Consider the following 23265-nt stretch of genomic DNA (forward strand, 5'->3'; position numbering starts at 1 on the left):
GACGATCTATAAAACCCTGCTAGAATCCGCTCACATTGGTTGCAGGCCCCAGTGTTGAACCTTCAATCCCCGGTCCTATAGACGCAACGCGTCGCCGTCCGCCGATACCTGCACGGCCTTCTGACGGTCTGTTTGTTGTCCTAGCCAGCGCCCAGTCGACGCTGGTTTTTTGCGTAGGAGCCTCGCGCGTCCGCTTGCCGCAAGTGCAGGCCTTGTTTCGACGTGGCTCCGAACGGTACTTATACCGTTTCTCCGATACCGATGCGGTCCGACCAAGACGCTCGGTGTCTTGATTCCGCGGCAGCGCGTCATGTCTCGTCTCGAGCGCCGAGCGAGCCGCATGAATCATGTCCATGGAGGATCTGAATGAATGCTTGGTTATCGTGGCGTCCCAGTGAGCGGCATGCGCAGCTGTTGCGCGCAGCGCTGCGTCGCGGGACGCGTGTCAGTCACCATCTATTCAGCGTGGTCGGTTGTTGTGCGGTAGCGATCGGGCTTGCGCTGTGGCTGCTGCCCAACGTGCGCGGCACGCTCGCAGCGAAAGTCATGCCGTTCGTGTCGGCGGCCGTGCAGGCCGGTCCGGCGCGGCTTCTCACCGGTCATCCGGTGCCTGCTTTCGGCCCGGCGAACGCCGAAGAAAGCGAATCGATCAGCGCGGACGCAACGCCCTCGTCGACGGCCTCGCCCGTCGACGCCGCCGCGACCCTCGACGCCGCGCGCAACGGCCCGTCGCCCGTGTCGCTCGCGAAGCTCATCCCGATGCAGCGAGTCGCCGCCGACGCGCGCGACGACCGCGTGCTCGCGTCGAACCGCGAACAGGCGCTCGTCGCCACGTACCTCGCGCGCCGCTATCGTGTCGCGCAGGAGCCCGTCGGCCAGCTCGTCAAGGCGGCGTTCGAGACGGGGCGCGACGTCGGGCTCGACCCGCTGCTGATCCTCGCCGTGATGGCGATCGAATCCGGCTTCAATCCTTATGCGGAAAGCGGCGTCGGGGCCCAGGGCCTGATGCAGGTGATGTCGAAGGTGCATTCGGACAAGTTCGAGTATTTCGGCGGCACCGATGCCGCGCTGCAGCCGCTCGTCAACATCCAGGTCGGCGCGCTCGTGCTGAAGGACTGCATCGCGCGTGGCGGCTCGCTCGCGGGCGGGCTGCGTCTGTACGTCGGCGCGACGACGCCCGACGACGGCGGCTACGGCGCGAAGGTGGTCGGCGAGCGCGACCGGCTGCGCGACGTCGCGCGCGGCCGCAAGGTGTCGATCTACGCGTCGCAGCAGCCGGCGCAGGGCGCGGTGACGGTCACGACCGTGTCGACGTCGGGTGCGACGCAAAAGCGCGTGCGCACGACGCTCGACGGCGCGCACCCGCTGACGATCAAGTCAGCCACCGCGCCGAAGGCGCCGCAGCAGGACGACGCGAGCGTCGACACGGCGGCGAAGCACGATGCCGCCGCTTCGGAGCTCGGCACCTGACGACGCGCGAACGGCGGATTCGCCGCAGCGGCAGGTTGCTTCGGTCGCGAGCGCGAGTGGGTGGAAGATCGGGAATCATCGAAAAGGCCGGGTCCTGTGTTGAGCGGGGCTCGGCCTTTTTGCCTTTGCGGGCGGCGACGGTGGTGCGTCATGAATGCAACTAACCGAAGGCGACGCGGTGGTGGCGCAGTGACGCTGAATTGTTGCGATTTGTTGCGACTGTGGCCGGCCGTGCGAATTGCGCCGGAGTCCGAAGTCTTCGACTTTCAAGCTTCGGGCTTCCGAAACGTCGAACAGTCGGGCCGAAGCGTACGCCGCGACGGCAGATGCGAAAACCGACAAATAAAGAAGCGCGAAAGCGAAAGAGGCGGGCGCCACGCTATAAATAGCGTGCGACCTGCCGCGCACGACGGGCGCGATCGACTCGCTACGCGCGCGGCGGGCTTGCGCATGAGGTTGCGCGTTAGCGCACAGCCGTCGCCCGTTCTATCGTCCGAAGAGCGTGCCGAGACGCTCGACGGCCTCCTCGAGCCGTGAGTACGCGGTCGCATAGGACAGCCGGATATAGTCGCGCGGCGCATGGACACCGAAATCCATTCCCGGCACGAGCACCACGCCCGCGTCATGCAGCATCGCGTTCACGAGCGCGGCGCTGTTTCCCGCCGCAGGGTGCGCGACGCCGCCGCATTGCGCGTAGACGTAGAACGCGCCGTCCGGCATCACGGGCACCTTGAAGCCGAGCGATTCGATCGCCGGCACGATGAAGTCGCGGCGGCGCTGGAATTCGGCGCGGCGCGCCTCGTAGATGTCGAGCGTGTCCGGTTCGAAGCACGCGAGCGCCGCGTGCTGCGCGAGCGCCGACGGGCAAATGAACAGATTCTGCGCGAGCTTTTCGAACGTGCCGACGAGCGCGGGCGGCACGACGAGCCAGCCGAGCCGCCAGCCCGTCATGTTGAAATATTTCGAGAAACTGTTGACGGTGACGACATCGTCGCCGAACGACAGCGCGGAGACGGGCGCGCCGTCGTAGCTCAGGCCCTGGTAGATCTCGTCGACGATCGTGAAGCCGCCGCGTGCGCGCACCGCGTCGACGATCCGGCCGAGCTCGGCCGGATCGAGCGACGTGCCCGTCGGGTTCGACGGCGACGCGAGCAGCACGCCGCGCGTGCGCTCGCCCCAGCGCGTCTTCACGTCGTTCGCGGTCAGCTGGAAGCGGGCTTCGGGGCCGCTCGGCACGAGCACCGCGCGGCCTTCAGCCGTCGCCACGAAGTGGCGATTGCACGGGTAAGACGGATCGGGCATCAGTACTTCGTCGTCGCGCCCGACGAGCGCGAGGCACGCGAGCAGCAGCGCGGCCGACGCGCCTGCCGTCACCACGATCCGTTCCGGCTCGATCGACAGGCCGTACGCACGCGCGTAGTGCGCGGCGATCGCCTCGCGCAGCGGCGCGATGCCGAGCGCGCTCGTGTATTGCGTGACGCCGCGGCGCAGCGCCGCGGCGGCCGCCTCGACGACGGGCTCCGGCGCGGTGAAATCCGGTTCGCCGATGCTCATGTGAATGATGTCGCGGCCGGCGCGCTCGAGAACGGCGGCCTCCTTGACGATTTCCATCACGTAGAACGGCTCGATCGCGTCGACGCGCGACGCAAGCCTCAGGAGCGAATCGGCAGCGGTATTCATCGTCGAATCAAAGCGGTGCGGAAAGAGCGAAAAGCGGGCGCGCGCCGCGCGCCCGCGAAGGGGGTTACGCGTCGCGTCGCGCGTGCGTTTCGGCCGGGCGCAGCTTGACGGCCAGCTTGTCGAGCACGCCGTTCACGTACTTGTAGCCGTCCGAGCCGCCGAACGTCTTCGCGAGCTCGACGGCTTCGTTGATGATCACGCGGTACGGCGTTTCGATCTGATGCGTGAGCTCGTACGTCGCGATCAGCAGCACCGCGCGCTCGACGGGCGACAACTGATCGATCGGACGGTCGAGATTCGGCGAGATCGCCTCGGCAAGCGTCGCATGCTCGCGGATCACGCCATGCAGGATCGTGTCGAGCAGCGTCTTGTCAGCCTTGTCGTAACCCAGCGCGCCGCGCAATTGCGCGTCGATCTCGCCCGGCGCCGCGTTCGACAGCAGCCACTGATACAGGCCCTGCGTCGCCAGCTCGCGCGATTGTCGGCGGGCGCTCTTCTTCATGCGCGCTCCTCTTCGTCGTCCTCGTCTTCGTCCTCTTCGTCTTCATCGTCGCTCAGTTGATCGAGCGTCATCGTGAGGTTCGCCATCTCGATGGCGACGCGCGCGGCGTCGCGGCCCTTTTCGGTCATCCGGGCGATCGCCTGCTCGTCGGTTTCGGTCGTGAGGACGGCGTTCGCGATCGGCGTGTTGAAGTCGAGCGCGATGCGCGTGATGCCCGCGCCGCTCTCGTTCGACACGAGCTCGAAGTGATACGTCTCGCCGCGGATCACCGCGCCGAGCGCGATCAGCGCGTCGAACTGGTTGCTTTCCGCGAGCTTTTGCAGCGCGAGCGGGATTTCGAGCGCGCCCGGAACCGTCACGAGCAGCACGTCTTCGCCGGAGACGCCGAGGCGCTCCAGCTCTTCGACGCACGCGTCCGCGAGGCCGTTGCAAACGGGTTCGTTGAAGCGCGATTGAACGATGCCGATACGCAGGCCATCGCCTTCGAGGTTCGGTTGATATTGTCCGATTTCCATATTCTTTCCGTGGAGTGGATGAGCGGTGATAGGGGCTGCAGCACAGGCTGACAACGGTACGACACTACGACACGAAACCGTCACGCGGCGTCGCAGGCGGATGCCGCGCCGCCCGGCATCGGCGCGAAGCCGGTGACTTCGAGACCGTAGCCGGACATGCTGCCGAGCTTGCGCGGATTCGACAGCACCTGCATCTTGCCGACGCCGACGTCGCGCAAAATCTGCGCGCCGATGCCGAACGTCTTGAAATCGACCGGCCGGCGCTTGAGCACGGCCGCCTTTTCCTTCTCGTCGAACGCGCGGAACACGTCGACGAGATGCTCGCTCGTGTCGCCGCAGTTCAGGAGCACGATCACGCCGAGCTCGCGCGAGGCGATTTCCTTCATCGCGGCGTCGAGCGTCCACGAGTGGGTCGACACGCCGGTCTCGAGCAGGTCGAGCACCGACAGCGGCTCGTGCACGCGCACGGGCGTTTCGTCGTGCGGCGCGGGCTTGCCGCGCACGAGCGCGATGTGCGGCGAGCCCGTCGGGTGATCGCGGTACAGCACCGCCTTGAACGGGCCGTGCGCGGTCTGCATCGTGCGCTCGGCGACGCGCTCGACGATCGATTCGGTGCGGCTGCGATAGTGGATCAGATCGGCGATCGTGCCGATCTTCAGGCCGTGCTCCTTGCCGAATTCGATCAGGTCCGGCAGGCGCGCCATCGTGCCGTCGTCCTTGATGATCTCGCAGATCACCGCGGCGGGCGTCAAGCCCGCGAGCGCGGTCAGGTCGCAGCCCGCCTCGGTGTGGCCCGCGCGCACGAGCACGCCGCCCGGCTGCGCCATGATCGGGAACACGTGGCCCGGCTGCACGATGTGCTCGGCGCGCGTGTCGTGCGCGACCGCCGTTGCGATCGTGCGCGCGCGGTCCGCGGCCGAGATGCCCGTCGTCACGCCTTCGGCCGCCTCGATGCTGACCGTGAACGCGGTGCCGTACTGGGTGCCGTTGCGATACGTCATGAGCGGCAGGTTGAGCTGCTTGCAGCGCTCCTGCGTGAGCGTGAGGCAGATCAGGCCGCGGCCGTAGCGGGCCATGAAGTTGATCGCTTCCGGCGTGACGAACTCGGCGGCGAGCACGAGGTCGCCCTCGTTTTCGCGGTCTTCTTCGTCGACGAGGATCACCATCCGGCCGGCTTTGAGCTCGGCAATGATGTCGGGCGTGGAGGCGAGCGTCATAAAAGGATCAGGGCAAGGGAAAGCGCGTATTTTACGCCACGCCGGCCGGGTTTTAGCCGGATGCGGCGAGGGCGGCCGGCGCGTTGGCCGAATGGCCGACGGCGGCGCGTGCGACGATGCGGCCGGATAGCCCGGCGGCGGCCGTCCGGCGGGTGTTCGCGAGCGTCGGTGAAGATCGGCGCGCGATGCGTCGCGCACGGCGAGCAGGCGTAAAGGGCGCCATGCGCGCGCCGAAGAGCCGATCGTTCCGATGCCCGGTCGCGCGCGCATGCGTCGCACCCCGGGCGCGTCCGGCGGCGCGCGGCGCCGGACGTGGCGGGGCGGGCGCTTATTTCGGCGCGGTCGTCATCCGCTCGACATACCGCGCGATCATGTCGATTTCCAGATTGACCTTCGCTCCCGGCTTCAGATGCCGCAGCGTCGTCACCTCGACCGTATGAGGAATCAGGTTGATCGAGAATTCGCAGCCGTCGTCGCGGTCCTCGACGGCGTTGACGGTGAGGCTCACGCCGTTGACGGTGATCGAGCCCTTGTAGGCCAGGTAGCGGCCGAGCTCGCGCGGCGCGAGCACCCGCAGTTCGTGCGATTCGCCGACGGGCGCAAAGCGCGTGACGGCGCCGAGCCCGTCGACGTGCCCGGACACGATGTGGCCGCCCAGGCGATCGTGCGCGCGCAGCGCCTTTTCGAGATTCACGTCGCCGGGTTCGGCGAGGCCGACCGTCTTGTTCAGGCTTTCGCGCGACACCTCGACATCGAACGTGTCGGCCGTCTTCGCGACGACCGTCATGCACGCGCCCTGGATCGCGATGCTGTCGCCGAGCGCGACGTCGGCGAGGTCGAGCCCGCCCGCGCGCAGCGTGAGGCGCACGCCCGCGTCGGGCGAGGAGGCGATCGGCTCGATCGTTTCGATGCGGCCGACTGCCGCGACGATTCCGGTAAACATCGTGTCGGGTTCCGTTATCAGTGAGTGGGGGGCGCGCTCGCGTGTGCGGGCGCGAAGCGCGCGAGGATGCGCAGGTCGTCGCCGACGCGCTCGACGCTGTGGAACGCGAGGCGCGTGCGATCGGCGAGCGACGCCGGCGCGGCGAGATCGAACATCGCGGCAGCGTCGGCACCGAGCAGGCTCGGCGCGAGATAGACGAGCAGCTCGTCGACGCAGCGCTCGCGCAGCAGCGAGCCGTTCAGCTTGTGGCCCGCCTCGACGTGCAGTTCGTTGATCCCGCGTTCGCCGAGCACGGCGAGCATCGCGGGCAGGTCGACCTTGCCGCGCGCGTTCGCGAGCGGCACGATCTCCGCGCCGCGCTCGCGCAGCGCCAGCGCGCGCGCTTCGCTTTGCGAATCGAGCGCGCCGCAGAAGATGAGGAGCGAGCCGCCTTCGAGCAGGCGCGCGGTGAGCGGAATGTCGAGGCGGCTGTCGATCAGCACGCGGCGCGGCTGGCGCGGCGTGTCGACGCCGCGCACGTTCAACTGCGGATCGTCTTCGCGCACGGTGCCGATGCCCGTCAGGATCGCGCACGCGCGCGCGCGCCACTTGTGGCCGTCGTCGCGCGCGGCGTCACCCGTGATCCATTTGCTTTCGCCGGAGGCGAGCGCCGTGCGGCCGTCGAGCGACGCGGCCGTTTTCATCCGCACCCACGGCCGGCCGCGCGTCATTCGCGACACGAAGCCGATGTTCATTTCGTGCGCCTCGTGCGCGAGCAGGCCGCAGCGCACGTCGATGCCCGCGTCGCGCAGCATCGCGAGGCCGCGCCCGGACACCTGTGGGTTCGGGTCCTCCATCGCCGCGACGACCTTGCCGACGCGCGCGTCGATCAGCGCGTGCGCGCACGGCGGCGTGCGGCCGAAGTGGCTGCACGGCTCGAGCGTCACGTAGACGGTCGCGTCGCGCAGGTCGTGGACGCGCGCGCGCGCGTCCTTCAGCGCCTGCACTTCCGCGTGATCCTGGCCTGCCGGCTGCGTGAAGCCCTCGCCGATCACGACGTCGTCCTTGACGATCACGCAGCCGACGCGCGGATTCGGCGTCGTCGTGTACATCCCGCGCGCGGCGAGCGCGAGCGCGCGCTGCATGTGGGTGAAGTCGCTTTCCGAGAACATCGATTCGTCCTGTCAGTCGTGCGGCAGATCAGGGGCGCAGCGCCGCGAACGCGCGGCGTGCGGCGGCGAGCGTCGCGTCGAGCGTGTCGTCGTCGTGCGCGCTCGACACGAAGCCCGCTTCGTACGCGGAAGGCGCGAAATACACGCCTTCGTCGAGCATCAGATGGAAGAAGCGGTTGAAGCGCTCGGTGTCGCTCTTCGTCACGTCGGCGAAGCTCGCCGGCACGTGCTCGGTGAAGTAGAGGCCGAACATCCCGCCGATCGCGTCGGCCGAGAACGGCACGCCGGCCGTGCGCGCTTCGGCGGCGAGACCGTCGGCGAGCCGGCGCGTCTTTTGAGCGAGCGCGTCGTAGAAGCCGGGCGCCTGGATCAGCTTGAGCGTCGCGAGGCCCGCGGCGACCGCGATCGGGTTGCCCGACAGCGTGCCCGCCTGATAGACGCCGCCGAGCGGCGCGAGATGCGACATGATGTCGCTGCGGCCGCCGAACGCGGCGGCCGGCATTCCGCCGCCGATCACCTTGCCGAGGCACGTGAGGTCCGGCGCGATTCCATAGTGCTGCTGCGCGCCGCCCAGCGCGACGCGAAAGCCGCACATCACTTCGTCGAAGATCAGCACGGCGCCGTGCTTCGTGCAGAGCGCGCGCAGCGCGTTCAGGAACTCGGGCGTGCCGCGCACGAGATTCATGTTGCCCGCGACGGGTTCGACGATCACCGCGGCGATCTCGTCGCCGAACGCGGCGAACGCTTCGTCGAGCGCCGCGACGTTGTTGTATTCGAGGACGGTCGTGTGCTTCGCGACGTCGGCCGGCACGCCCGCCGAGGTCGGATTGCCGAACGTGAGGAGCCCCGAGCCCGCCTTCACGAGCAGGCTGTCCGCGTGGCCGTGATAGCAGCCTTCGAACTTGACGATCCGGCTGCGGCCGGTGAAGCCGCGCGCGAGGCGCAGCGCGCTCATCGTCGCTTCGGTGCCGCTCGACACCATCCGCACTTGTTCGATCGACGGCACGAGCTTGCAGATTTCCTCGGCGATCTCGATCTCGGCCTCGGTCGGCGCGCCGAACGAGAAGCCGTCGGCGAGCACGCGCTGCACGGCGGCGAGCACGTCCGGATGCACGTGGCCGACGATCATCGGGCCCCACGAGCCGATGTAGTCGATGTAGCGTTTGCCGTCCGCATCCCAGAAGTACGCGCCTTGCGCGCGCGCGACGAAGCGCGGCGTGCCGCCGACCGAGCGGAACGCCCGCACCGGCGAATTGACGCCGCCCGGGATGGTTCGCTGAGCGCGTTCGAAGAGAGTCTGATTGTTCGACATGAATTGGACCTGCGAGAGAGTGCGCGCGAGCGGCGAAGCGCCGCGGCTCGCGTCGGGCGTATCGATCCGACCGATTGTACCGGAGACGCGCGGCGCGGGCTTTCCCGGCGCTGCGGCGGTTCGGCGCGCGGGGCGGGGCGTGTGGGCGGAGCGCGGGCAACGCGGGTCCGGGCGACGCCGCGGCGCGGCGTATCGAGGAACGGTTCGCGATCGACGCTCGGGCGCGGCGAGATTCGCGCGATTCCTGCGATGCCGGACGGATTCGTCGCGTCGATCGACGAATGGGTCGTGGTTCGGTGCCGATTGACGTTGTTCGCCGCGGCGAACGGCGGGATGAGGCGCGGGGCGAATCGCCGCGCGAATTGCAGCACGAATTGCAGCGCGAATTGCCGTACGAATCGCTGTACGAATCGCCGCCCGACGGGCGGCGCGTGACGAGCGGCGGTGCGCCGGCTATGCGCGCTTCGGTGGCTTGCGCTTGCCGGTGAGTTCGGCCCAGCGTTTTTCGAGCGCACCCTCGACCATCGGCTTGATCGACGTGCCCGACGTCTGCGCGTCCCACGTCTGCACCGAGAACGGATGCGCGCGCAGCGCGTCGCGCGGGATCACGACTTCGCTGTGGCCGTCGACGAGCCAGTCGTAGACGAAGTCGATGCAAAGCCGGTAGCCGCGCTTCGTTTGCGGATCAGGCACCTCGTACGGCTCGCGCGTCACGTAGCCGGAACCGAACACGCCCTTCGGCTCTTTCGCGACACGATGCAGGAACACGCGGTCGCCCGGCAGGATGCTGCGCGAGAAGCCGCAGCCCCAGACGTCGGCGACCGCTTCGCCCGCCTTCACGCGCGCGGCCATTTCGGGCAGCTCGGGCCAAGGCCATTTCTTGGGGCTCCAGATCAGCAGGAAGGCGGTCATGTCGGCAGCTCGGCGCGGAATCGTCCAACGAAAACGCCGAGCTTAACCGATGCGCGGACGCCGCGCGACGGCGGCGCGCGGAGACGATGGCCGGGATCATGAAACGCGGCGTGGGCCCGCCGACCCGCCGCTCGCCGACCTGCCGACTCGCCGACCTGCCGACCTGCCGACCTGCCGACCCGCCGACCCGCCGACCCGCCGACCCGCCGACCCGCCGACCCGCCGACCCGCCAACCCGCCAACCCGCCAACCCGCCAACCCGCCGACCCGCCGACCCGCCAAACCGCCAAACCGCCAAACCGCCAAACCGCCAAACCGCCAAACCGCCAAACCGCCAAACCGCCAAACCGCCATGCGCCGGACATCACGCCGGCCACTCCAGTCGGCCCTGCATCAAGAACGCCGGCAACCGGTCGCGTACAATCGAGCCTCGCGGCGGCCCGACCGGGCGCCGCCCTCCTTGCCTGGCCGTCGCGCGCGCCCACCCGCGCACGGCGGCCGCTTCCGTGGAATTCCAATGCCTCACGTCGCAAGACGCCGGCCCGACGGCCGGCTGATCCTGTTGCTCGGCGCGCTCGCCGCGTGCGGGCCGATCGCCACCGACATGTACCTGCCGAGCCTGCCCGCGATCGCGGCCGGCTTCGGCGTGAGCGCCGCCGCCGCGCAGCGCACGCTGACGAGCTTCATGGCCGGCTTCTCGATCGGCATGCTGCTCTACGGACCGCTGTCCGACACCTACGGCCGCCGGCCCGTGCTGCTCGGCGGCATCGCGCTCTTCACGCTCGCGAGCGTCGGCTGCTTCGTCGCCGCGTCGATCGACATGCTGATCGTCGTGCGCTTCCTGCAAGCGTTCGGCGCGGGCGCGGCGTCGGTGCTCGCGCGCGCGATCGCGCGCGACGCGCACGAGCCGGCCGACGCGGCGAAGGTGCTGTCGATGGTCGCGATCGTCACCGCGATCGGGCCGCTCCTCGCGCCGCTCATCGGCGGGCAGGTGCTGCGCTTCTCGGGCTGGCGCGGCGTGTTCGTCGTGCTCACGCTGTTCGGCGCGGTCTGCGCGACGGCCGCGTTCCTGCGCGTGCCCGAGACCTGGCCGCGCGAGAAGCGCGCGAGCTCGGCCGTGCTCGCATCGTTCTCCGCATACGGGCGCATCGTCGCCGATCCGGTCGCGTGGGGCCATATGCTGTGCGGCGGAATGGCGTTCGCGTCGATGTTCGCGTACATCACCGCGACGCCGTTCGTCTATATCGATTACTTCCACGTGTCGCCGCAGCATTACGGGCTGCTGTTCGGGTTGAACGTCGTCGGCATCATGCTCGGCAACTTCCTGAACACGCGCCTCATCGGCCGCGTCGGATCGCTGAAGATCATCGCGGGCGCGTCGCTGCTGAGCTGCGCGGCGTCGCTTGCCGTCGCGTTCTTCGCGCTGACGGGGCTGGGCGGATTGTGGTCGATCGTCGCGAGCCTCTTTTTCGTCGTCGGCGTCGTCGGGATTCTGTCGGCCAATTGCACGACCGACCTGATGCACCGCTATCCGCACAACGCGGGCGCCGCGGCCGCGGTGTTCGGCGCGATGCAGCTCGCGCTCGGCGCGCTCGCGAGCGTCGCGATCGGCGCGCTCGCCGACGGCACGCCGTTCGCGATGGGCGTGACGATCGGCGTCTCGGGCCTCTTGTGCCTCGGCGGGCGCATGCTCGTGCTGCGCTGGCATGGCCTGCCGGTGAAGGGCAGGTTCCGCAACGTCGACGTCGCATAGCGAAGCCGGCGGCTTGCGCGCGCCGCCGCCGGCATGCGGCTTTTCGTTGCCGCTGGCGCCGGTTGCCGCGCGGCACGAAGGGCCGCGTTCGGCGTCGCGCGGTCACGACGCGTGCGCGACGCCGTATTGCGACGACAGATAGCGCCGGATGCCGTCGGGCGCGGCGATGTGCGCGAACGCGGGGTGACGGCGCTTCAGCGTTCGCGCGACGTCATGCGTTCGCGCCGCACGCGTCGCGATACGCGAACAGCGCGGGCGCGCCGCCCGTATGCAGGAACAGCACCGGGCCGTTTCCTTCGATGCGGCCGCGCGCGATGCCGTCGAGCAGGCCGGCCATCGCCTTGCCCGTGTACACGGGATCGAGCAGCAGCCCCTCGGTTCGCGCGAGCAACCTGACTGCGTCGTTGCCCGCGCGATTGGGCTCGCCGTAGCGCGGCGCGAAGTAGTCGTCCCATAGATCGATGCGCGTCTCGGCCGGCGTTTCGATGCCGAGCAATGCGCTCGCCCGGTCGAGCAGTTGCCGCACCTTCGGGCGCTGCGCGGCATCGGTGCGCGACACCGTGACGCCGATCACGGGCAGCGATGGCAAGGCATGCGCGAGCGCCAACGAGAGGCCCGCGTGCGTGCCCGCGCTGCCGGATGCGAGCACGACGGCCGAGAAGTCGAGCGCCGCGGCGCGGATCTGCTGTTCGAGTTCCAGCCCCGCGCGCACGTAGCCGAGCGCGCCGAGCGCGTTCGAGCCGCCGATCGGAATCACATACGGGCGACGTCCTTCGTCGCGCAGCCGTTGCGCGGCCGCTTCGAGCTGCCGGTCGGCGTCGTCGAGGTTGTCGACGTCGTGCACGCGCACACGGAACAGATCGAGCAGCAGCCGGTTGCCGCCGCGCAGGTAATCGTCGCGCGCGGTCCCGATCGGGTTTTCGAGCAACGCGACGCAGTCGAGGCCGAGTTGCGCCGCGAGCGCTGCGGTCTGCCGGACGTGATTCGACTGGATCGCGCCTGCCGTCACGAGCACGTCCGCGTTTTGACGGAGCGCGTCCGCGGCGAGGAATTCGAGCTTGCGCAGCTTGTTGCCGCCCATCGCGAGCGGCGTGCAATCGTCGCGCTTCACGTAGACGTCGCGGCCGACGTGCGCCGACAGGCGCGGCAGCCGTTGCAGCGGCGTCGCCGCATCGATCAGATTCAGGCGGGCGAAAGTGTTCAGTTTGGTTGAAAGCGCCGTCGTGTTCATGCCGGGTGGAGGTGTCGGGTCGTCGTGACGCCGCCGGGCGGCGGCAGGCCAAGCGGGTCAGTGCAGGATCTTGTCGAGAAAGTCGCGCGCGCGCTCGGAGCGCGGCGTGCTGAAGAACGTCGCGCTCGCCGCGTCTTCGACGATCACGCCGCTGTCCATGAAGAGCACCCGATTCGCGACCTTGCGTGCGAATCCCATCTCGTGCGTGACGCAGATCATGGTCATCCCTTCGCGCGCGAGCTCGACCATCACGTCGAGCACTTCGTTGATCATTTCAGGATCGAGCGCGGATGTCGGCTCGTCGAACAGCATCGCGATCGGGTTCATCGACAATGCACGCGCGATCGCGACGCGTTGCTGCTGCCCGCCCGACAGCTGGCCGGGAAACTTCTGCGCATGCGCTTTCAGGCCGACGCGATCGAGCAGGCGCAGCCCGATGTCGCGCGCCTCGTCCTGGTCGCGGCGCAGCACCTTGATTTGCGCGAGCGTCAGGTTCTCGAGCACGGACAGGTGCGGAAACAGTTCGAAATGCTGAAACACCATGCCGACGCGCGCGCGCAACTGGGCGAGCTTGATCGACGGATCGCCAAGGCGCGCGCCGTCGACGATGATATCGCCCCGCTGGAACGGCTCGAGGCCGTTGATCGTCTTGATGAGCGTCGACTTGCCCGAGCCGGACGGCCCGCAGACGACGACCACTTCGCCTTTCGTGACGGTTGCGCTGCAACCGGTGAGGACTTGATGGGCGCCGTACCACTTCGATACGTTGTCGAGAGTAATCATGTTCGGAAACCTTGCGAATTGCACAACGCGCGGCCGTGCCGCGATCCGGACGGCCGCCGCATGTTCAGTGCGCCGACGGTAGCACGCAGCGCTTTTCGACGCGCACCTGGAGCCGCGACAGCAGCGTACTCAGGACCCAGTAGATGGCCGCGGCCGCGAGATACAGCGGAAGCGGCTGGAACGTCGATGCGATGGCTTCCTGCGTCGAGCGCAGCAACTCCGTCACGGTGATGACGGAGACGAGCGACGTGTCCTTGATGAGGCTGATCAGCGTGTTCCCGAGGCTCGGCACCGCGAGGCGCAGCGCCTGCGGGCAGACGACGTGGCGCAGCGTCTGCACGTGCGTGAGGCCGAGGCTGTGCGACGCGGCCCACTGGCCGCGGCCGATGCCGAGGATCGCGCCGCGCATGCTTTCGGACAGATAGGCGCCCGCGTTGAGCGTCAACGTCAAGATGCCGGCCGAAGTCGGGTCCAGCGAGACGCCGATGTCGGGCAGCCCGTAGTAGACGACGAACATCTGCACGAGCAGCGGCGTGCCGCGCATCAGGCTGACGTAGCCTTGCGCGATGGCGGACAGTATCCGGTTGTTGCCGATTCGCACGATCGCGACGACGAGGCCGACGATCAGGCCCAGCACCATCGACGCGAGCGCGAACTTCATCGTCAGAATCGCGCCGTTCGCGAGCACGGGGAGGGCGTGCACGACCACATCGAACGCTTCCATGAATTGGACTCCAAAACATTTACGGGCGCGCCGGCGGCCCCTGGGCGTGCCGACGTGCGCGGTTGGTGACGGTTATTGCGCGTTGGGGACCGACGTGTCGACGCCGAACCACTGCACCGAGATCTTCTTGAGCGTGCCGTCTTTGCGCATCGAGGCGAGCGCGTCGTCGATCGCCTTCGCGAACTTCGGATTGCCCTTGCGGAACGGGATGCCCATCTGCGTCTCGCCGCCCTTGACCGTCGCGCCCGGCCGCAGCGGCATGTGCGCGTTCTTGATCAGGTACGGCAGCATCAGCCGGTCGTCCATGCTGACGTCGATGCGGCCCGCCGCGACGTCGCGCAGCTTCTCCGGCGCGCCCGGGTACGTCTTCACCTCGACGCCGGGCAGCGTCTTCGCGAGATCGGCGAAGTTCGTGCCGAGCGTGACGCCGAGCCGCTTGCCCTGCAGCGCGCCCGGCGCGCCGTAGTCGAACTTGTCGTCCGCGCGCTGGATCAGTTGCGCGGCGGAGTACACATACGGCTGGCTGAAGTCGAGGGCCTGCTTGCGCGCCGGCGTGATGCCGACCTGGTTCACGATCACGTCGAACTTGCCCGCCTGCAGGCCGGCGAGAATTCCGCTCCATTCGGTCGTGATGAATTGCGGTTTCACGCCGAGCCGCGCGGCGACTTCCTTCGCGACGTCGACGTCGAAACCTTCGAGCTGGCCGTCGCTGTTGCGGTAGTCGAACGGGGGGTAAGTGCCTTCGAGCGCGATCTTGAGCACGCCGGCCTGCTTGACGCTGTCGAGCAGGTCGGCTGCGTGCGCGGAAGCGGCAGCGATGCCGAACAGCGCGGCGGCGAGTGCTGACGTGAACATCGGTTTGAATGCCTTCATCTTCAATCTCCGTGGGACAAAACTGAGCGAGTGATTTTACGGCTGCGTCGTCGCATCGACGGCGTTCGCCGCCCGCGCGGATTCGTGCAGCATCGGTGCGGACGGCAGTGACGAATGCGTGCCGAGTGAAGGCAAGCATAGTTTTGTCAAAATGGAAAATGTTTCCAAAGAATCCCGGATTTACGCGGCCGCGTGGAAAGTTCTTCTATCGTTCGCGTGGGTTGCGCAAGTGCTCCGCTGTCGGCGCAACCGGGTGCAATCGTGGGGAAGCCGAGTCGACGCGTTGCCCGTCGGTTCCGGGCCGCGCAACCAAAAAAAAGCCGGAGCCCGAAGGCTCCGGCTTGCGGCGATCCGCGAGGCGCGGCGCGCGTTGAATGCTCTCGTCAGTCCTTCGCCGCGGGCGCCGCGCCGTGGCTCAGCCAGTCGAGCACGTCGGCGGCCTCGTCGTCCGCGCTCGCGCCCGCGCGCGCCTTCGCGCGCGCCATCGCTTCGGCGAGCTCCGCGTTCGGCGCGGCGCGGCGAATCGCGACGCCGACCGCGAGGATGTCGATCATCACGAGATGCAGAATCCGCGAGATCATCGACAGCTGCGATTCGCGCATCTCGATGTGATCGGTTTCGAGCGCGACCGTCGCGCGTTTCGCGAGCGGCGTGTTGCTCGACGTGATCGCGATCACCTTCGCACCCGCCTGCATCGCGACGTCGAGCACGCGCAGAAGCTCCGGCGCGCGGCCCGACTTCGACACCGCGACGATCACGTCGCCCTTGCCGAGAAGCGCCGCCGACGCCGCCTGCATGTACAGGTCGCCGTAAGCGATCGTCGGGATGCCGAAGCGGAAGAACTTGTAGTGCGCATCCTGCGCGACGATGTTCGAATTGCCGAGCCCGTAGAACTCGATGCGCCGCGCGTTGTTCAGGATGTCGATCGCCTGCTCGACGTGCTCGAAGTTCAAGTGTTCGCGCAACTGAAGGATCGCCGACACCGTGTTGTCGAGCACCTTCGCGCCGAAGTCGGTGGCGGTGTCGCCGAGATGCACCTGGCTGTGGCTCATCGGGATCGTGCCCGTCAAGCCCGTCGCGAGCTTCAGCTTGAAGTCCGACAGCCCCTGGCAGCCGAGCGAGCGGCAGAAGCGGATCACCGTCGGCTGGCTCACGTCGGCCTTGCGCGCGATGTCGACGATCGGATCGTTGATGATCGAGCGCGGATGGTTGAGCGCGAGATCGGCGACGCGCCGCTCGGCGGGCGTCAACGCATCGCGCATCTGGCGGATTCGTTCGAACACGGCCGACGACGCGCCGCCCGTGCGGTTCGACAACTGCTCGGCGAGAATCGCCGACACGCCGAGGAACGCCGGATACTCGGCGGTGATGAGATAGGTCGGGATGTTCGCGAGATATGCCTCGAAGCGGCCCTTCGCCTCGAAGCGCGCGCGGAACGACGAGCGCAGGAACAGCTCGCCCAGCTTCGGCACGACGCCGCCGCCGATGTAGATGCCGCCGAGCGCGCCGAGCGTCACCGCGAGATTGCCGGCGAACGTGCCGAGAATTCCGCAGAAGCACTCGACCGCCTCGAGCGCGAGCGCGTCGCCCGCGTGCGCGCGCTCGACGATGTCGGCCGTGTCGACGTTCGCGGCCACCCGCTTCTTGTCGCGCGTGGCGAGCGCGCGGTAGATGATCTCCATGCCCGGGCCCGCGCACACGCGCTCGAACGAAACATGCGGATACTTGCGGCGCGCGTACTGCAGCACCAGATCCTCGCGCTCGTCCATCGGCGCGAACGTCGCGTGGCCGCCTTCGCTGCCGAGCGCGATCCAGCGGTCGTCGGCGGGGATGAGCCCCGACACGCCGAGCCCCGTGCCCGGCCCCATCAGGCCGATCACGCTGTTCTGCCGGCGCGCGCCGCCGCCGATCTGCACGCGCTGCGCGTCGGTCAGGCCGGGCAGCGCCATCGCGAGCGCGGTGAAGTCGTTGACGACGAGCAGCGTGTCGAAGCCGAGCGCGCGGCGCGTCGCCTCGATCGAGAAGCTCCAGTTGTGATTCGTCATCCGGACCTGATCGCCGTCGACGGGGTTCGCGATCGCGATCGCCGCGTGATTCACGCGGCCGATCTTCACGTCCTTCAGATACCTGCGGATCGCGTCGGTGAGCGTCGGATAGTCGGCGCCCGGGTATACGCGGATCTGCGTGATGTCGCCCGGGCCCGTCTCGAGCGCGAAGCGCGCGTTCGTGCCGCCGACGTCGGCCAGTAGGCGCGGCCCGTCGGCGTGCTGGGCCGCGGCGGCGGCCTTAGTTTGCGCACCAGTAGACATCGAGCTTCGTCCCCTTGTCGTTGGCCAGTTGCGAAATCGCGTTCTTTTGCGGCGCGGCCGCGGCCGCCTCCAGCACCTCGCGCTTGCGGCTTCCCGCGATCAGCAGGAACAGGCGCTCGATGCGCTTCAACGCATCGAGCGACAGGCTCACGCGCGCGTGCGGCGCGGCGCCGGGGTGGACGGCGACGAAGCGCTCGGCCGTCGCGATCGCGCGGTCCCATTCGGGCGCGTCCGCGAAGATCGACGCGGTGTGGCCGTCCTCGCCCATGCCGAGCACGGCGACGTCGGGCAGCGGGTGCGCGGGGCTCTGGTTGAGCGCCGCGATCTGCGAGTCGAGCGACTCGCGCACGTCGACGAGCGGCGCGAAGCGCGCTTGCGCGGCCGCGTTGCGCAGCAGCGTCTCGCGCACGAGCTTCGCGTTGCTCGCGTCGTCGGTGTCGGGCACCCAGCGGTCGTCGACGAGCGTCACGTCGATTCGCGGCCAGTCGAGCGCGGCGCCCGACAGCGTTTGCAGGAACGGCCGCGGGCTCGTGCCGCCCGACACGGCGAGCGTCGCGCGCGCGCTGCGCGCGAGCGCCGCCGCGAGCGCCTCGCCGACCGCTTGCGCGAGCGCTTCGGATTGCGCGCGCGGGGTTTCGAAAGCGTGAACCTCGATCACTTCTCCTCCAGACTGCTTTTATTGAATTGAATGAATTCGGTGGGAACCGTCGGGCGGCGCGCGGGCGAAGGCCGCACGCGCGCCGCGTTACGTCAGTTTTCTTCTTCGAGCCAGCAGGTGCCGTGCTGCGCGAGCATCGCGCTCGCGGCGGCGGGGCCCCAGGTGCCGGCCGCGTACGGCTTCGGCGGCTTCGCCGAGCGCGCCCATTCGTTCAGGATAGGCTCGACCCAGCGCCACGCGGCTTCCTGCTCGTCGCGGCGCACGAAGAGCGCGAGCCGGCCGTTGATCACGTCGAGCAGCAGGCGCTGGTACGCCTCCATCTGGCCTTCCTTGAAGAACTGATCGAATGCGAGATCGAGGTGCACGCTCGCGAGGTTCATCCCTTCGCCCGGCTGCTTCGCGAGGCAGTACAGTCGAATCGACTCGTTCGGCTGCAGCCGGATCACGAGGCGGTTCGCGCCCGCGCGCAGCGCGGTGGGCCCAAGCGCCGAGTGCGGCACCGGCCGGAAGTTGACGACGATTTCCGCGACGCGGTCGGCGAGGCGCTTGCCGGTGCGCAGGAAGAACGGCACGCCGGCCCAGCGCCAGTTCTCGATCTCGACCTTCAGCGCGACGAACGTCTCGGTCGGGCTCTCGGGCTTCACGCCCGGCTCGGTCGCGTACGCGGGCACCTGCGCGCCCCTGATCACGCCCGCGTGATACTGGCCGCGCACGGCGACCTTGCCGATGTCGCGCGGATCGACGGGCTTCAACGCGCGCAGCACGCGCAGCTTCTCGTCGCGCACCGAATCGGAATCCATCGAGTGCGGCGGCTCCATCGCGACGATCGACAGCAACTGCAGCAGGTGGTTCTGCACCATGTCGCGCAGCGCGCCCGTATTGTCGTAGAAATCGCCGCGCGCCTCGACGCCGAGCTCCTCGGCGATCGTGATCTGGATGCTCTCGACCCACTCGCGGCGCCACAGCGGCTCGAACAGCGCGTTGCCGAAGCGCAGCGCGAGCAGGTTCTGCACCGGCTCCTTGCCGAGATAGTGGTCGATCCGGTAGATCTGGTCTTCGGCGAAGATCTCGCCGACCGCGTCGTTGATCGCGTTCGACGAGCGCAGGTCATAGCCGAGCGGCTTCTCGAGCACGATCCGCGCGCCTTCGTTCAGGCCCACGGCGGCGAGCGCCTTGCAGATCGGCACGAAGAGCGACGGGCCGGTCGCGAGGTAGAACACGCGGATGCCGGACAAGCGTCCGACCGTGTCGCGCAGCAGCGCGTAGTCCTCCGCGCGGCCGAGGTCGAGCTTCACGTAGACGATGCGCTCGAGAAAGCTCTGCCAGACCGCTGCGTCGAACGCGCCGCCCGCCGCCTTCGCCGCATGCGGCTTCACGTGCTCGTCGATCCACTGCAGGTAGCCGTCGCGGTCGGCCGCATGGCGGGCCACGGCGACGATCCTGCCGGCCTCCGACAGCATGTTCGCGCGGTGAGCCTCGAAGAGCGCGGGGAGGATCTTGCGCATCGACAGATCGCCGGTGCCGCCGAAGAGAACGAAGGTGAAGCTCGAATCGGTATGCATGTGTCTCCGCCGTTTGGGGATGCCCGCGACGCGGGCCGTAGTGCGATAAAAATATTTTTGACACTGAATTGTAGTTTAACTACAATCCGCCGCAAGGGGTAGCACCCGAACGAAGAAAAGAAGCGCACGGCATGAAGAGGCGCGGTCTTCGGGCGGGCCGTGCGGCGCGCGCGCCGCACGCGGCAAATGTTATCGGACATTGATGAAGCGCATGTTCGCGCGGCGTCGCTGCCCCGGGTTCGAGCCGCGAGGCGGCGGAACCGGTTAGCCCAAAGAGGAGACGGTCGTTGAATTTCGAGTCACTCAGTTCCTAAGAGCCCGCGGCCGGCATCGGCCCGAACGCATCGATCATGCGTCGTTCGCGGCTCGATTTCCCGTGTCGTTCCGTAGCAAAGCCGGCTTTCGCGCATCCGCGTAGTCGAAAGCCTGACGAATCGATCCAAATCTGGAGGAGATAACTGATGAAAATTCGCGCGATCATGGGCGCGCTCGGCGCCGCAGGCCTGTTGTTCGGCGCCGCCGCGTCGCAAGCGGCAGAGAACGTCACGGTGCTGCACTGGTGGACGTCGGGCGGCGAATCGAAGGCGGTCGGCGTGCTGAAGGACGACCTGCAGAAGCAGGGCTACGTCTGGAAGGATTTCGCGGTCGCGGGCGGCGCGGGCGCCGCGGCGATGACCGCGCTGAAGACCAAGGTCATCAGCGGCGACGCGCCGTCGGCCGCGCAGATCAAGGGGCCGCTCATCCAGGATTGGGCGGACCAGGGCGTGCTCGTGAACATCGACGCGGCCGCGGGCGACTGGAAGCAGAACCTGCCGCCCGAGATCGACAAGATCATCAAGTACAAGGGCAACACCGTCGCGGCGCCGTTCTCGGTGCACCGCGTGAACTGGCTCTACATCAACAAGGCCGCGCTCGACAAGATCGGCGCGAAGCCGCCCGCGACGTGGCCCGAATTCTTCCAGGTGGCCGACAAGCTGAAGGCGGCGGGCATCCAGCCGGTCGCGATGGGCGGCCAGCCGTGGCAGGACCTGACGCTGTGGGAAGACGTCGTGCTGTCGCAAGGCGCCGACTTCTACAAGAAGGCGCTCGTCGACCTCGACCAGAAGACGCTCACGTCCGACAAGATGCTCGAAGTCTTCAACACGGTCCGCAAGATCCAGGGCTACTTCGACTCCGGCCGCAACGGCCGCGACTGGAACCTCGCGACCGCGATGGTCATCAACGGCCGCGCCGGCATGCAGTTCATGGGCGACTGGGCGAAGGGCGAGTTCGAGGCGGCCGGCAAGAAGTCGGGCAAGGATTACATCTGCGCGGCGGTGCCGGGCACGGCGAATGCGTACACGTTCAACGTCGACTCGTTCGTGTTCTTCCAGCAGAAGGGCCAGAAGGCGGCGACGCCCGGCCAGATCGCGCTCGCGAAGACGATCATGACGCCCGCGTTCCAGGAGCAGTTCAGCTTGCTGAAAGGCTCGATCCCCGTGCGTCTCGGCGTGAAGATGGACAAGTTCGACGATTGCGCGAAGAAGTCCTACGCTGATGAGCAGACGGCGATCAAGGCCGGCGGCTACGTGCCGTCGCTCGCGCACGGCATGGCGCAGAGCGACGCGACGGCGGGCGCGATCACCGACGTCGTGACGAAGTTCATGAACTCGCAGCAGGACTCGAAGAGCGCGGTCGCCGCGCTCGCGCGAGCCGCGAAGGTGAAGTAACGCACGGCGCGAGCGCCCGGATTCGCGCATCGTCGCGCCGGGCGCTGCGTGCTGCACCCGCAGCAAACGGGCCGCGAGCCGGCCCGCGCCGTACCCGCCGTCCGCGCCGGCTTCGTGCCCGCGCGCGGCGATCTCGTCCCAGGAGTCGAAACACGTGGCTGCCCCTCTTAGCGGAAACGGAACCAGCGCGGCTGCCGCGCACCGCACGTCGCCGCTGTCGGCGTTCGCCGACCGCTGGATTCCGAAACTGGTGCTCGCGCCCAGCATCGCGATCGCCTTGGTTTTCATCTACGGCTTCATCGTCGTCACCGGCTATCTGTCGCTGACGAATTCCCGGCTGTTGCCGAACTACGATTTCGACGGCTTCGGCCGCTATTCGGACCTGTTCCAGAACGACGTCTGGTGGACGTCGGCCGCGAATCTCGGCTGGTTCGGCATCCCGTTCGTCGCGATCTGCGTCGTGCTCGGGCTCTTTCTCGCGATCCTGCTCGACCAGAAGATCCGCAACGAAGGCGCGCTGCGCGCGGTGTTCCTGTATCCGATGGCGCTGTCGTTCATCGTCACGGGCACGGCCTGGCAGTGGATACTGAATCCGGGCCTGGGCCTCGAGAAGGTGATGCACGACTGGGGCTGGACGAATTTCTCGTTCGGCTGGCTCGACGATCCGGACAAGGCGATCTTCTGCGTCGTGATCGCGGCCGTGTGGCAGTCGACGGGTTTCGTGATGGCGCTCTTCCTCGCCGGCCTGCGCGGCGTCGACAGCGAAATCTTCAAGGCCGCGCAGGTCGACGGCGCGACGCTGCCCACGATCTACCGCAGAATCGTGATTCCGAGCATGCGCCCGGTGTTTTTCTCGGTGCTGCTGATCCTCTGCCACATCACGATCAAGACCTTCGACCTCGTCGTCGCGCTGACGGCGGGCGGACCGGGCACGTCGTCGTCGCTGCCCGCGATGTTCATGTACACGTATTCGTTCAACCGCGGGCAACTCGGCGTCGGCGCGGCGTCGTCGGTGATGATGCTTGCCACCGTCGTCGCGGTGCTCGTGCCGCTCATGTATCTGGAATCGAGGAGCACCCGCAATGCAGCCTAAGATGACCCTCAGTCGGGCAGTCATTTACGCGGCGTTGATCCTGTTCGCGTTGTACTTCCTGTTCCCGATCTACGTGATGCTGTCGACGTCGTTCAAGGATCTCGACCAGTTGCGCACGGGCAACCTGCTGACGCCGCCGTCGAACTGGACGGTCGCGCCGTGGGCGAAGGCGTGGAGCGAGGCGTGCACCGGCGTGCGCTGCGACGGAATGAAGCCGTTCTTCTTCAACTCGATCAAGATGGTGATTCCGGCCGTGCTGATCTCGTCGCTGATCGGCGCGTTCAACGGCTACGTGCTCACGCACTGGCGCTTTCGCGGCGCGGATGCGCTCTTCACGATGCTGCTCGTCGGCTGCTTCATCCCGTTCCAGGTGATCCTGCTGCCGATGGCGCGCGTGCAGGGCTTCTTCGGAATGGCCAACACGATTGCGGGCCTCGTGTTCGTGCACGTCGTGTACGGGATCGCGTTCACGACGATGTTCTTCCGCAACTTCTACGTGAGCGTGCCGGCGGAACTCGTGAAGGCGGCGCGCATCGACGGCGCGGGCTTCTTCACGATCTTCACGAAGATCCTGCTGCCGGTGTCGCTGCCGATCTTCATGGTGTGCCTGATCTGGCAGTTCACGCAGATCTGGAACGACTTCCTGTTCGGGATCGTGTTTTCCGGCGTCGATTCGATGCCGATCACGGTCGCGCTGAACAACCTCGTCAACACGTCGACGGGCGTGAAGGAGTACAACGTCGACATGGCGGGCGCGATCATCGCCGCGCTGCCGACGCTCGTCGTCTACGTGATCGCCGGGCGTTACTTCGTGCGCGGCCTGACGGCGGGCGCGGTGAAGGGCTGAGCTCGGCACGAACGACGCGAA

General features: G+C 67.9%; 19 protein-coding genes and 1 pseudogene. 5 read left to right on the plus strand and 15 right to left on the minus strand.

Going from position 1 to position 23265, the window contains the following annotated elements; genetic code table 11:
- The first annotated feature begins 366 nt into the window (after positions 1–366).
- Complete coding sequence (locus WT60_RS05665) at positions 367–1470, plus strand: lytic transglycosylase domain-containing protein (RefSeq protein ID WP_038745757.1); 1104 nt, start codon at positions 367–369, stop codon at positions 1468–1470.
- A 486-nt stretch (positions 1471–1956) separates the two neighbouring features.
- On the opposite strand, the gene WT60_RS05670 is transcribed toward WT60_RS05665, so the two are convergent.
- The 8 genes and pseudogenes from WT60_RS05670 to WT60_RS05710 all read right to left on the minus strand — a co-directional run bounded on the left by WT60_RS05670 (position 1957) and on the right by WT60_RS05710 (position 9702).
- Positions 1957–3150 carry a pyridoxal phosphate-dependent aminotransferase gene (locus WT60_RS05670; protein WP_038745755.1) on the minus strand — a complete coding sequence of 398 codons (1194 nt, stop codon included), beginning with the start codon at positions 3148–3150 and terminating at the stop codon, positions 1957–1959.
- Positions 3151–3214: 64 nt separating this feature from the next.
- Positions 3215–3652 carry a transcription antitermination factor NusB gene (gene nusB / locus WT60_RS05675; RefSeq protein ID WP_038745753.1) on the minus strand — a complete coding sequence of 146 codons (438 nt, stop codon included), beginning with the start codon at positions 3650–3652 and terminating at the stop codon, positions 3215–3217.
- Entirely contained in the window at positions 3649–4167 is a 519-nt protein-coding gene (gene ribH / locus WT60_RS05680; RefSeq protein ID WP_060355552.1) for a 6,7-dimethyl-8-ribityllumazine synthase, read from the minus strand. The genes nusB and ribH overlap by 4 nt, the downstream gene beginning before the upstream one ends.
- Positions 4168–4247: 80 nt before the next feature.
- Positions 4248–5384 carry a bifunctional 3,4-dihydroxy-2-butanone-4-phosphate synthase/GTP cyclohydrolase II gene (gene ribBA / locus WT60_RS05685; RefSeq protein WP_059584417.1) on the minus strand — a complete coding sequence of 379 codons (1137 nt, stop codon included), beginning with the start codon at positions 5382–5384 and terminating at the stop codon, positions 4248–4250.
- Between the two features lie 328 nt (positions 5385–5712).
- Positions 5713–6327: a riboflavin synthase gene (locus WT60_RS05690; protein ID WP_038745747.1), complete on the minus strand. Its 615-nt coding sequence runs from the start codon at positions 6325–6327 to the stop codon at positions 5713–5715.
- A 17-nt stretch (positions 6328–6344) separates the two neighbouring features.
- On the minus strand, positions 6345–7478 hold the full coding sequence (ribD, locus tag WT60_RS05695; RefSeq protein ID WP_038745745.1) for a bifunctional diaminohydroxyphosphoribosylaminopyrimidine deaminase/5-amino-6-(5-phosphoribosylamino)uracil reductase RibD: 1134 nt from the start codon (positions 7476–7478) through the stop codon (positions 6345–6347).
- Between the two features lie 28 nt (positions 7479–7506).
- A pseudogene (gene hemL, locus WT60_RS05700) lies at positions 7507–8928 on the minus strand (glutamate-1-semialdehyde 2,1-aminomutase); the annotation flags it as partial.
- Positions 8929–9243: 315 nt separating this feature from the next.
- On the minus strand, positions 9244–9702 hold the full coding sequence (locus WT60_RS05710) for a hypothetical protein (protein ID WP_038745739.1): 459 nt from the start codon (positions 9700–9702) through the stop codon (positions 9244–9246).
- A gap of 517 nt (positions 9703–10219) precedes the next feature.
- Between WT60_RS05710 and WT60_RS05725 the strand changes: the two genes are divergently transcribed.
- A complete protein-coding gene (locus WT60_RS05725; protein WP_059584434.1) occupies positions 10220–11455 on the plus strand; it encodes a Bcr/CflA family multidrug efflux MFS transporter in 1236 nt (411 codons plus the stop codon).
- A gap of 211 nt (positions 11456–11666) precedes the next feature.
- Here WT60_RS05725 and WT60_RS05730 read toward each other — a convergent pair whose 3' ends face one another.
- The 7 genes from WT60_RS05730 to zwf all read right to left on the minus strand — a co-directional run bounded on the left by WT60_RS05730 (position 11667) and on the right by zwf (position 19595).
- On the minus strand, positions 11667–12686 hold the full coding sequence (locus tag WT60_RS05730; RefSeq protein WP_060355553.1) for a D-cysteine desulfhydrase: 1020 nt from the start codon (positions 12684–12686) through the stop codon (positions 11667–11669).
- A gap of 57 nt (positions 12687–12743) precedes the next feature.
- Complete coding sequence (locus WT60_RS05735) at positions 12744–13469, minus strand: amino acid ABC transporter ATP-binding protein (protein ID WP_038745733.1); 726 nt, start codon at positions 13467–13469, stop codon at positions 12744–12746.
- 64 nt (positions 13470–13533) lie between these two features.
- Positions 13534–14193, minus strand: coding sequence for an amino acid ABC transporter permease (locus tag WT60_RS05740; RefSeq protein ID WP_059584437.1), 660 nt, complete (start codon positions 14191–14193; stop codon positions 13534–13536).
- Between the two features lie 72 nt (positions 14194–14265).
- Positions 14266–15066, minus strand: a complete 801-nt coding sequence (locus WT60_RS05745; RefSeq protein WP_059584634.1) for a transporter substrate-binding domain-containing protein — start codon at positions 15064–15066, stop codon at positions 14266–14268.
- 383 nt (positions 15067–15449) lie between these two features.
- Complete coding sequence (locus tag WT60_RS05750) at positions 15450–17375, minus strand: bifunctional transcriptional regulator/glucokinase (RefSeq protein WP_038745729.1); 1926 nt, start codon at positions 17373–17375, stop codon at positions 15450–15452.
- On the minus strand, positions 17353–18033 hold the full coding sequence (pgl, locus tag WT60_RS05755) for a 6-phosphogluconolactonase (protein ID WP_038745727.1): 681 nt from the start codon (positions 18031–18033) through the stop codon (positions 17353–17355). Before pgl ends, WT60_RS05750 begins: the two co-directional genes overlap by 23 nt.
- 92 nt (positions 18034–18125) lie before the next feature.
- Positions 18126–19595, minus strand: coding sequence for a glucose-6-phosphate dehydrogenase (gene zwf / locus WT60_RS05760; RefSeq protein ID WP_038745725.1), 1470 nt, complete (start codon positions 19593–19595; stop codon positions 18126–18128).
- A gap of 461 nt (positions 19596–20056) precedes the next feature.
- On the opposite strand from zwf, the gene WT60_RS05765 reads away from it, so the two are divergent.
- From WT60_RS05765 to WT60_RS05775, 3 genes are all read left to right on the plus strand, one after another.
- Positions 20057–21304, plus strand: coding sequence for an ABC transporter substrate-binding protein (locus WT60_RS05765; protein ID WP_059584439.1), 1248 nt, complete (start codon positions 20057–20059; stop codon positions 21302–21304).
- A gap of 154 nt (positions 21305–21458) precedes the next feature.
- Entirely contained in the window at positions 21459–22397 is a 939-nt protein-coding gene (locus tag WT60_RS05770) for a sugar ABC transporter permease (RefSeq protein WP_038745722.1), read from the plus strand.
- The gene (locus tag WT60_RS05775) at positions 22387–23244 is read left to right on the plus strand and encodes a carbohydrate ABC transporter permease (protein ID WP_038745720.1); all 858 of its coding nucleotides are present in this window, start codon (positions 22387–22389) and stop codon (positions 23242–23244) included. Before WT60_RS05770 ends, WT60_RS05775 begins: the two co-directional genes overlap by 11 nt.
- Positions 23245–23265 lie beyond the last annotated feature (21 nt).

The sequence above is a fragment of the Burkholderia sp. MSMB617WGS genome, from assembly GCF_001532025.2.
Taxonomy (GTDB): domain Bacteria; phylum Pseudomonadota; class Gammaproteobacteria; order Burkholderiales; family Burkholderiaceae; genus Burkholderia; species Burkholderia savannae.

What these genes read in the sequence shown, in the direction of transcription:
- WT60_RS05665 (WP_038745757.1), top strand. Translation starts at nt 367, where the DNA reads ATGAATGCTTGGTTATCGTGGCGTCCCAGTGAGCGGCATGCGCAGCTG.
- WT60_RS05670 (WP_038745755.1), bottom strand. Translation starts at nt 3,150, where the DNA reads ATGAATACCGCTGCCGATTCGCTCCTGAGGCTTGCGTCGCGCGTCGAC.
- nusB (WP_038745753.1), bottom strand. Translation starts at nt 3,652, where the DNA reads ATGAAGAAGAGCGCCCGCCGACAATCGCGCGAGCTGGCGACGCAGGGC.
- ribH (WP_060355552.1), bottom strand. Translation starts at nt 4,167, where the DNA reads ATGGAAATCGGACAATATCAACCGAACCTCGAAGGCGATGGCCTGCGT.
- ribBA (WP_059584417.1), bottom strand. Translation starts at nt 5,384, where the DNA reads ATGACGCTCGCCTCCACGCCCGACATCATTGCCGAGCTCAAAGCCGGC.
- WT60_RS05690 (WP_038745747.1), bottom strand. Translation starts at nt 6,327, where the DNA reads ATGTTTACCGGAATCGTCGCGGCAGTCGGCCGCATCGAAACGATCGAG.
- ribD (WP_038745745.1), bottom strand. Translation starts at nt 7,478, where the DNA reads ATGTTCTCGGAAAGCGACTTCACCCACATGCAGCGCGCGCTCGCGCTC.
- WT60_RS05710 (WP_038745739.1), bottom strand. Translation starts at nt 9,702, where the DNA reads ATGACCGCCTTCCTGCTGATCTGGAGCCCCAAGAAATGGCCTTGGCCC.
- WT60_RS05725 (WP_059584434.1), top strand. Translation starts at nt 10,220, where the DNA reads ATGCCTCACGTCGCAAGACGCCGGCCCGACGGCCGGCTGATCCTGTTG.
- WT60_RS05730 (WP_060355553.1), bottom strand. Translation starts at nt 12,686, where the DNA reads ATGAACACGACGGCGCTTTCAACCAAACTGAACACTTTCGCCCGCCTG.
- WT60_RS05735 (WP_038745733.1), bottom strand. Translation starts at nt 13,469, where the DNA reads ATGATTACTCTCGACAACGTATCGAAGTGGTACGGCGCCCATCAAGTC.
- WT60_RS05740 (WP_059584437.1), bottom strand. Translation starts at nt 14,193, where the DNA reads ATGGAAGCGTTCGATGTGGTCGTGCACGCCCTCCCCGTGCTCGCGAAC.
- WT60_RS05745 (WP_059584634.1), bottom strand. Translation starts at nt 15,066, where the DNA reads ATGAAGGCATTCAAACCGATGTTCACGTCAGCACTCGCCGCCGCGCTG.
- WT60_RS05750 (WP_038745729.1), bottom strand. Translation starts at nt 17,375, where the DNA reads ATGTCTACTGGTGCGCAAACTAAGGCCGCCGCCGCGGCCCAGCACGCC.
- zwf (WP_038745725.1), bottom strand. Translation starts at nt 19,595, where the DNA reads ATGCATACCGATTCGAGCTTCACCTTCGTTCTCTTCGGCGGCACCGGC.
- WT60_RS05765 (WP_059584439.1), top strand. Translation starts at nt 20,057, where the DNA reads ATGAAAATTCGCGCGATCATGGGCGCGCTCGGCGCCGCAGGCCTGTTG.
- WT60_RS05775 (WP_038745720.1), top strand. Translation starts at nt 22,387, where the DNA reads ATGCAGCCTAAGATGACCCTCAGTCGGGCAGTCATTTACGCGGCGTTG.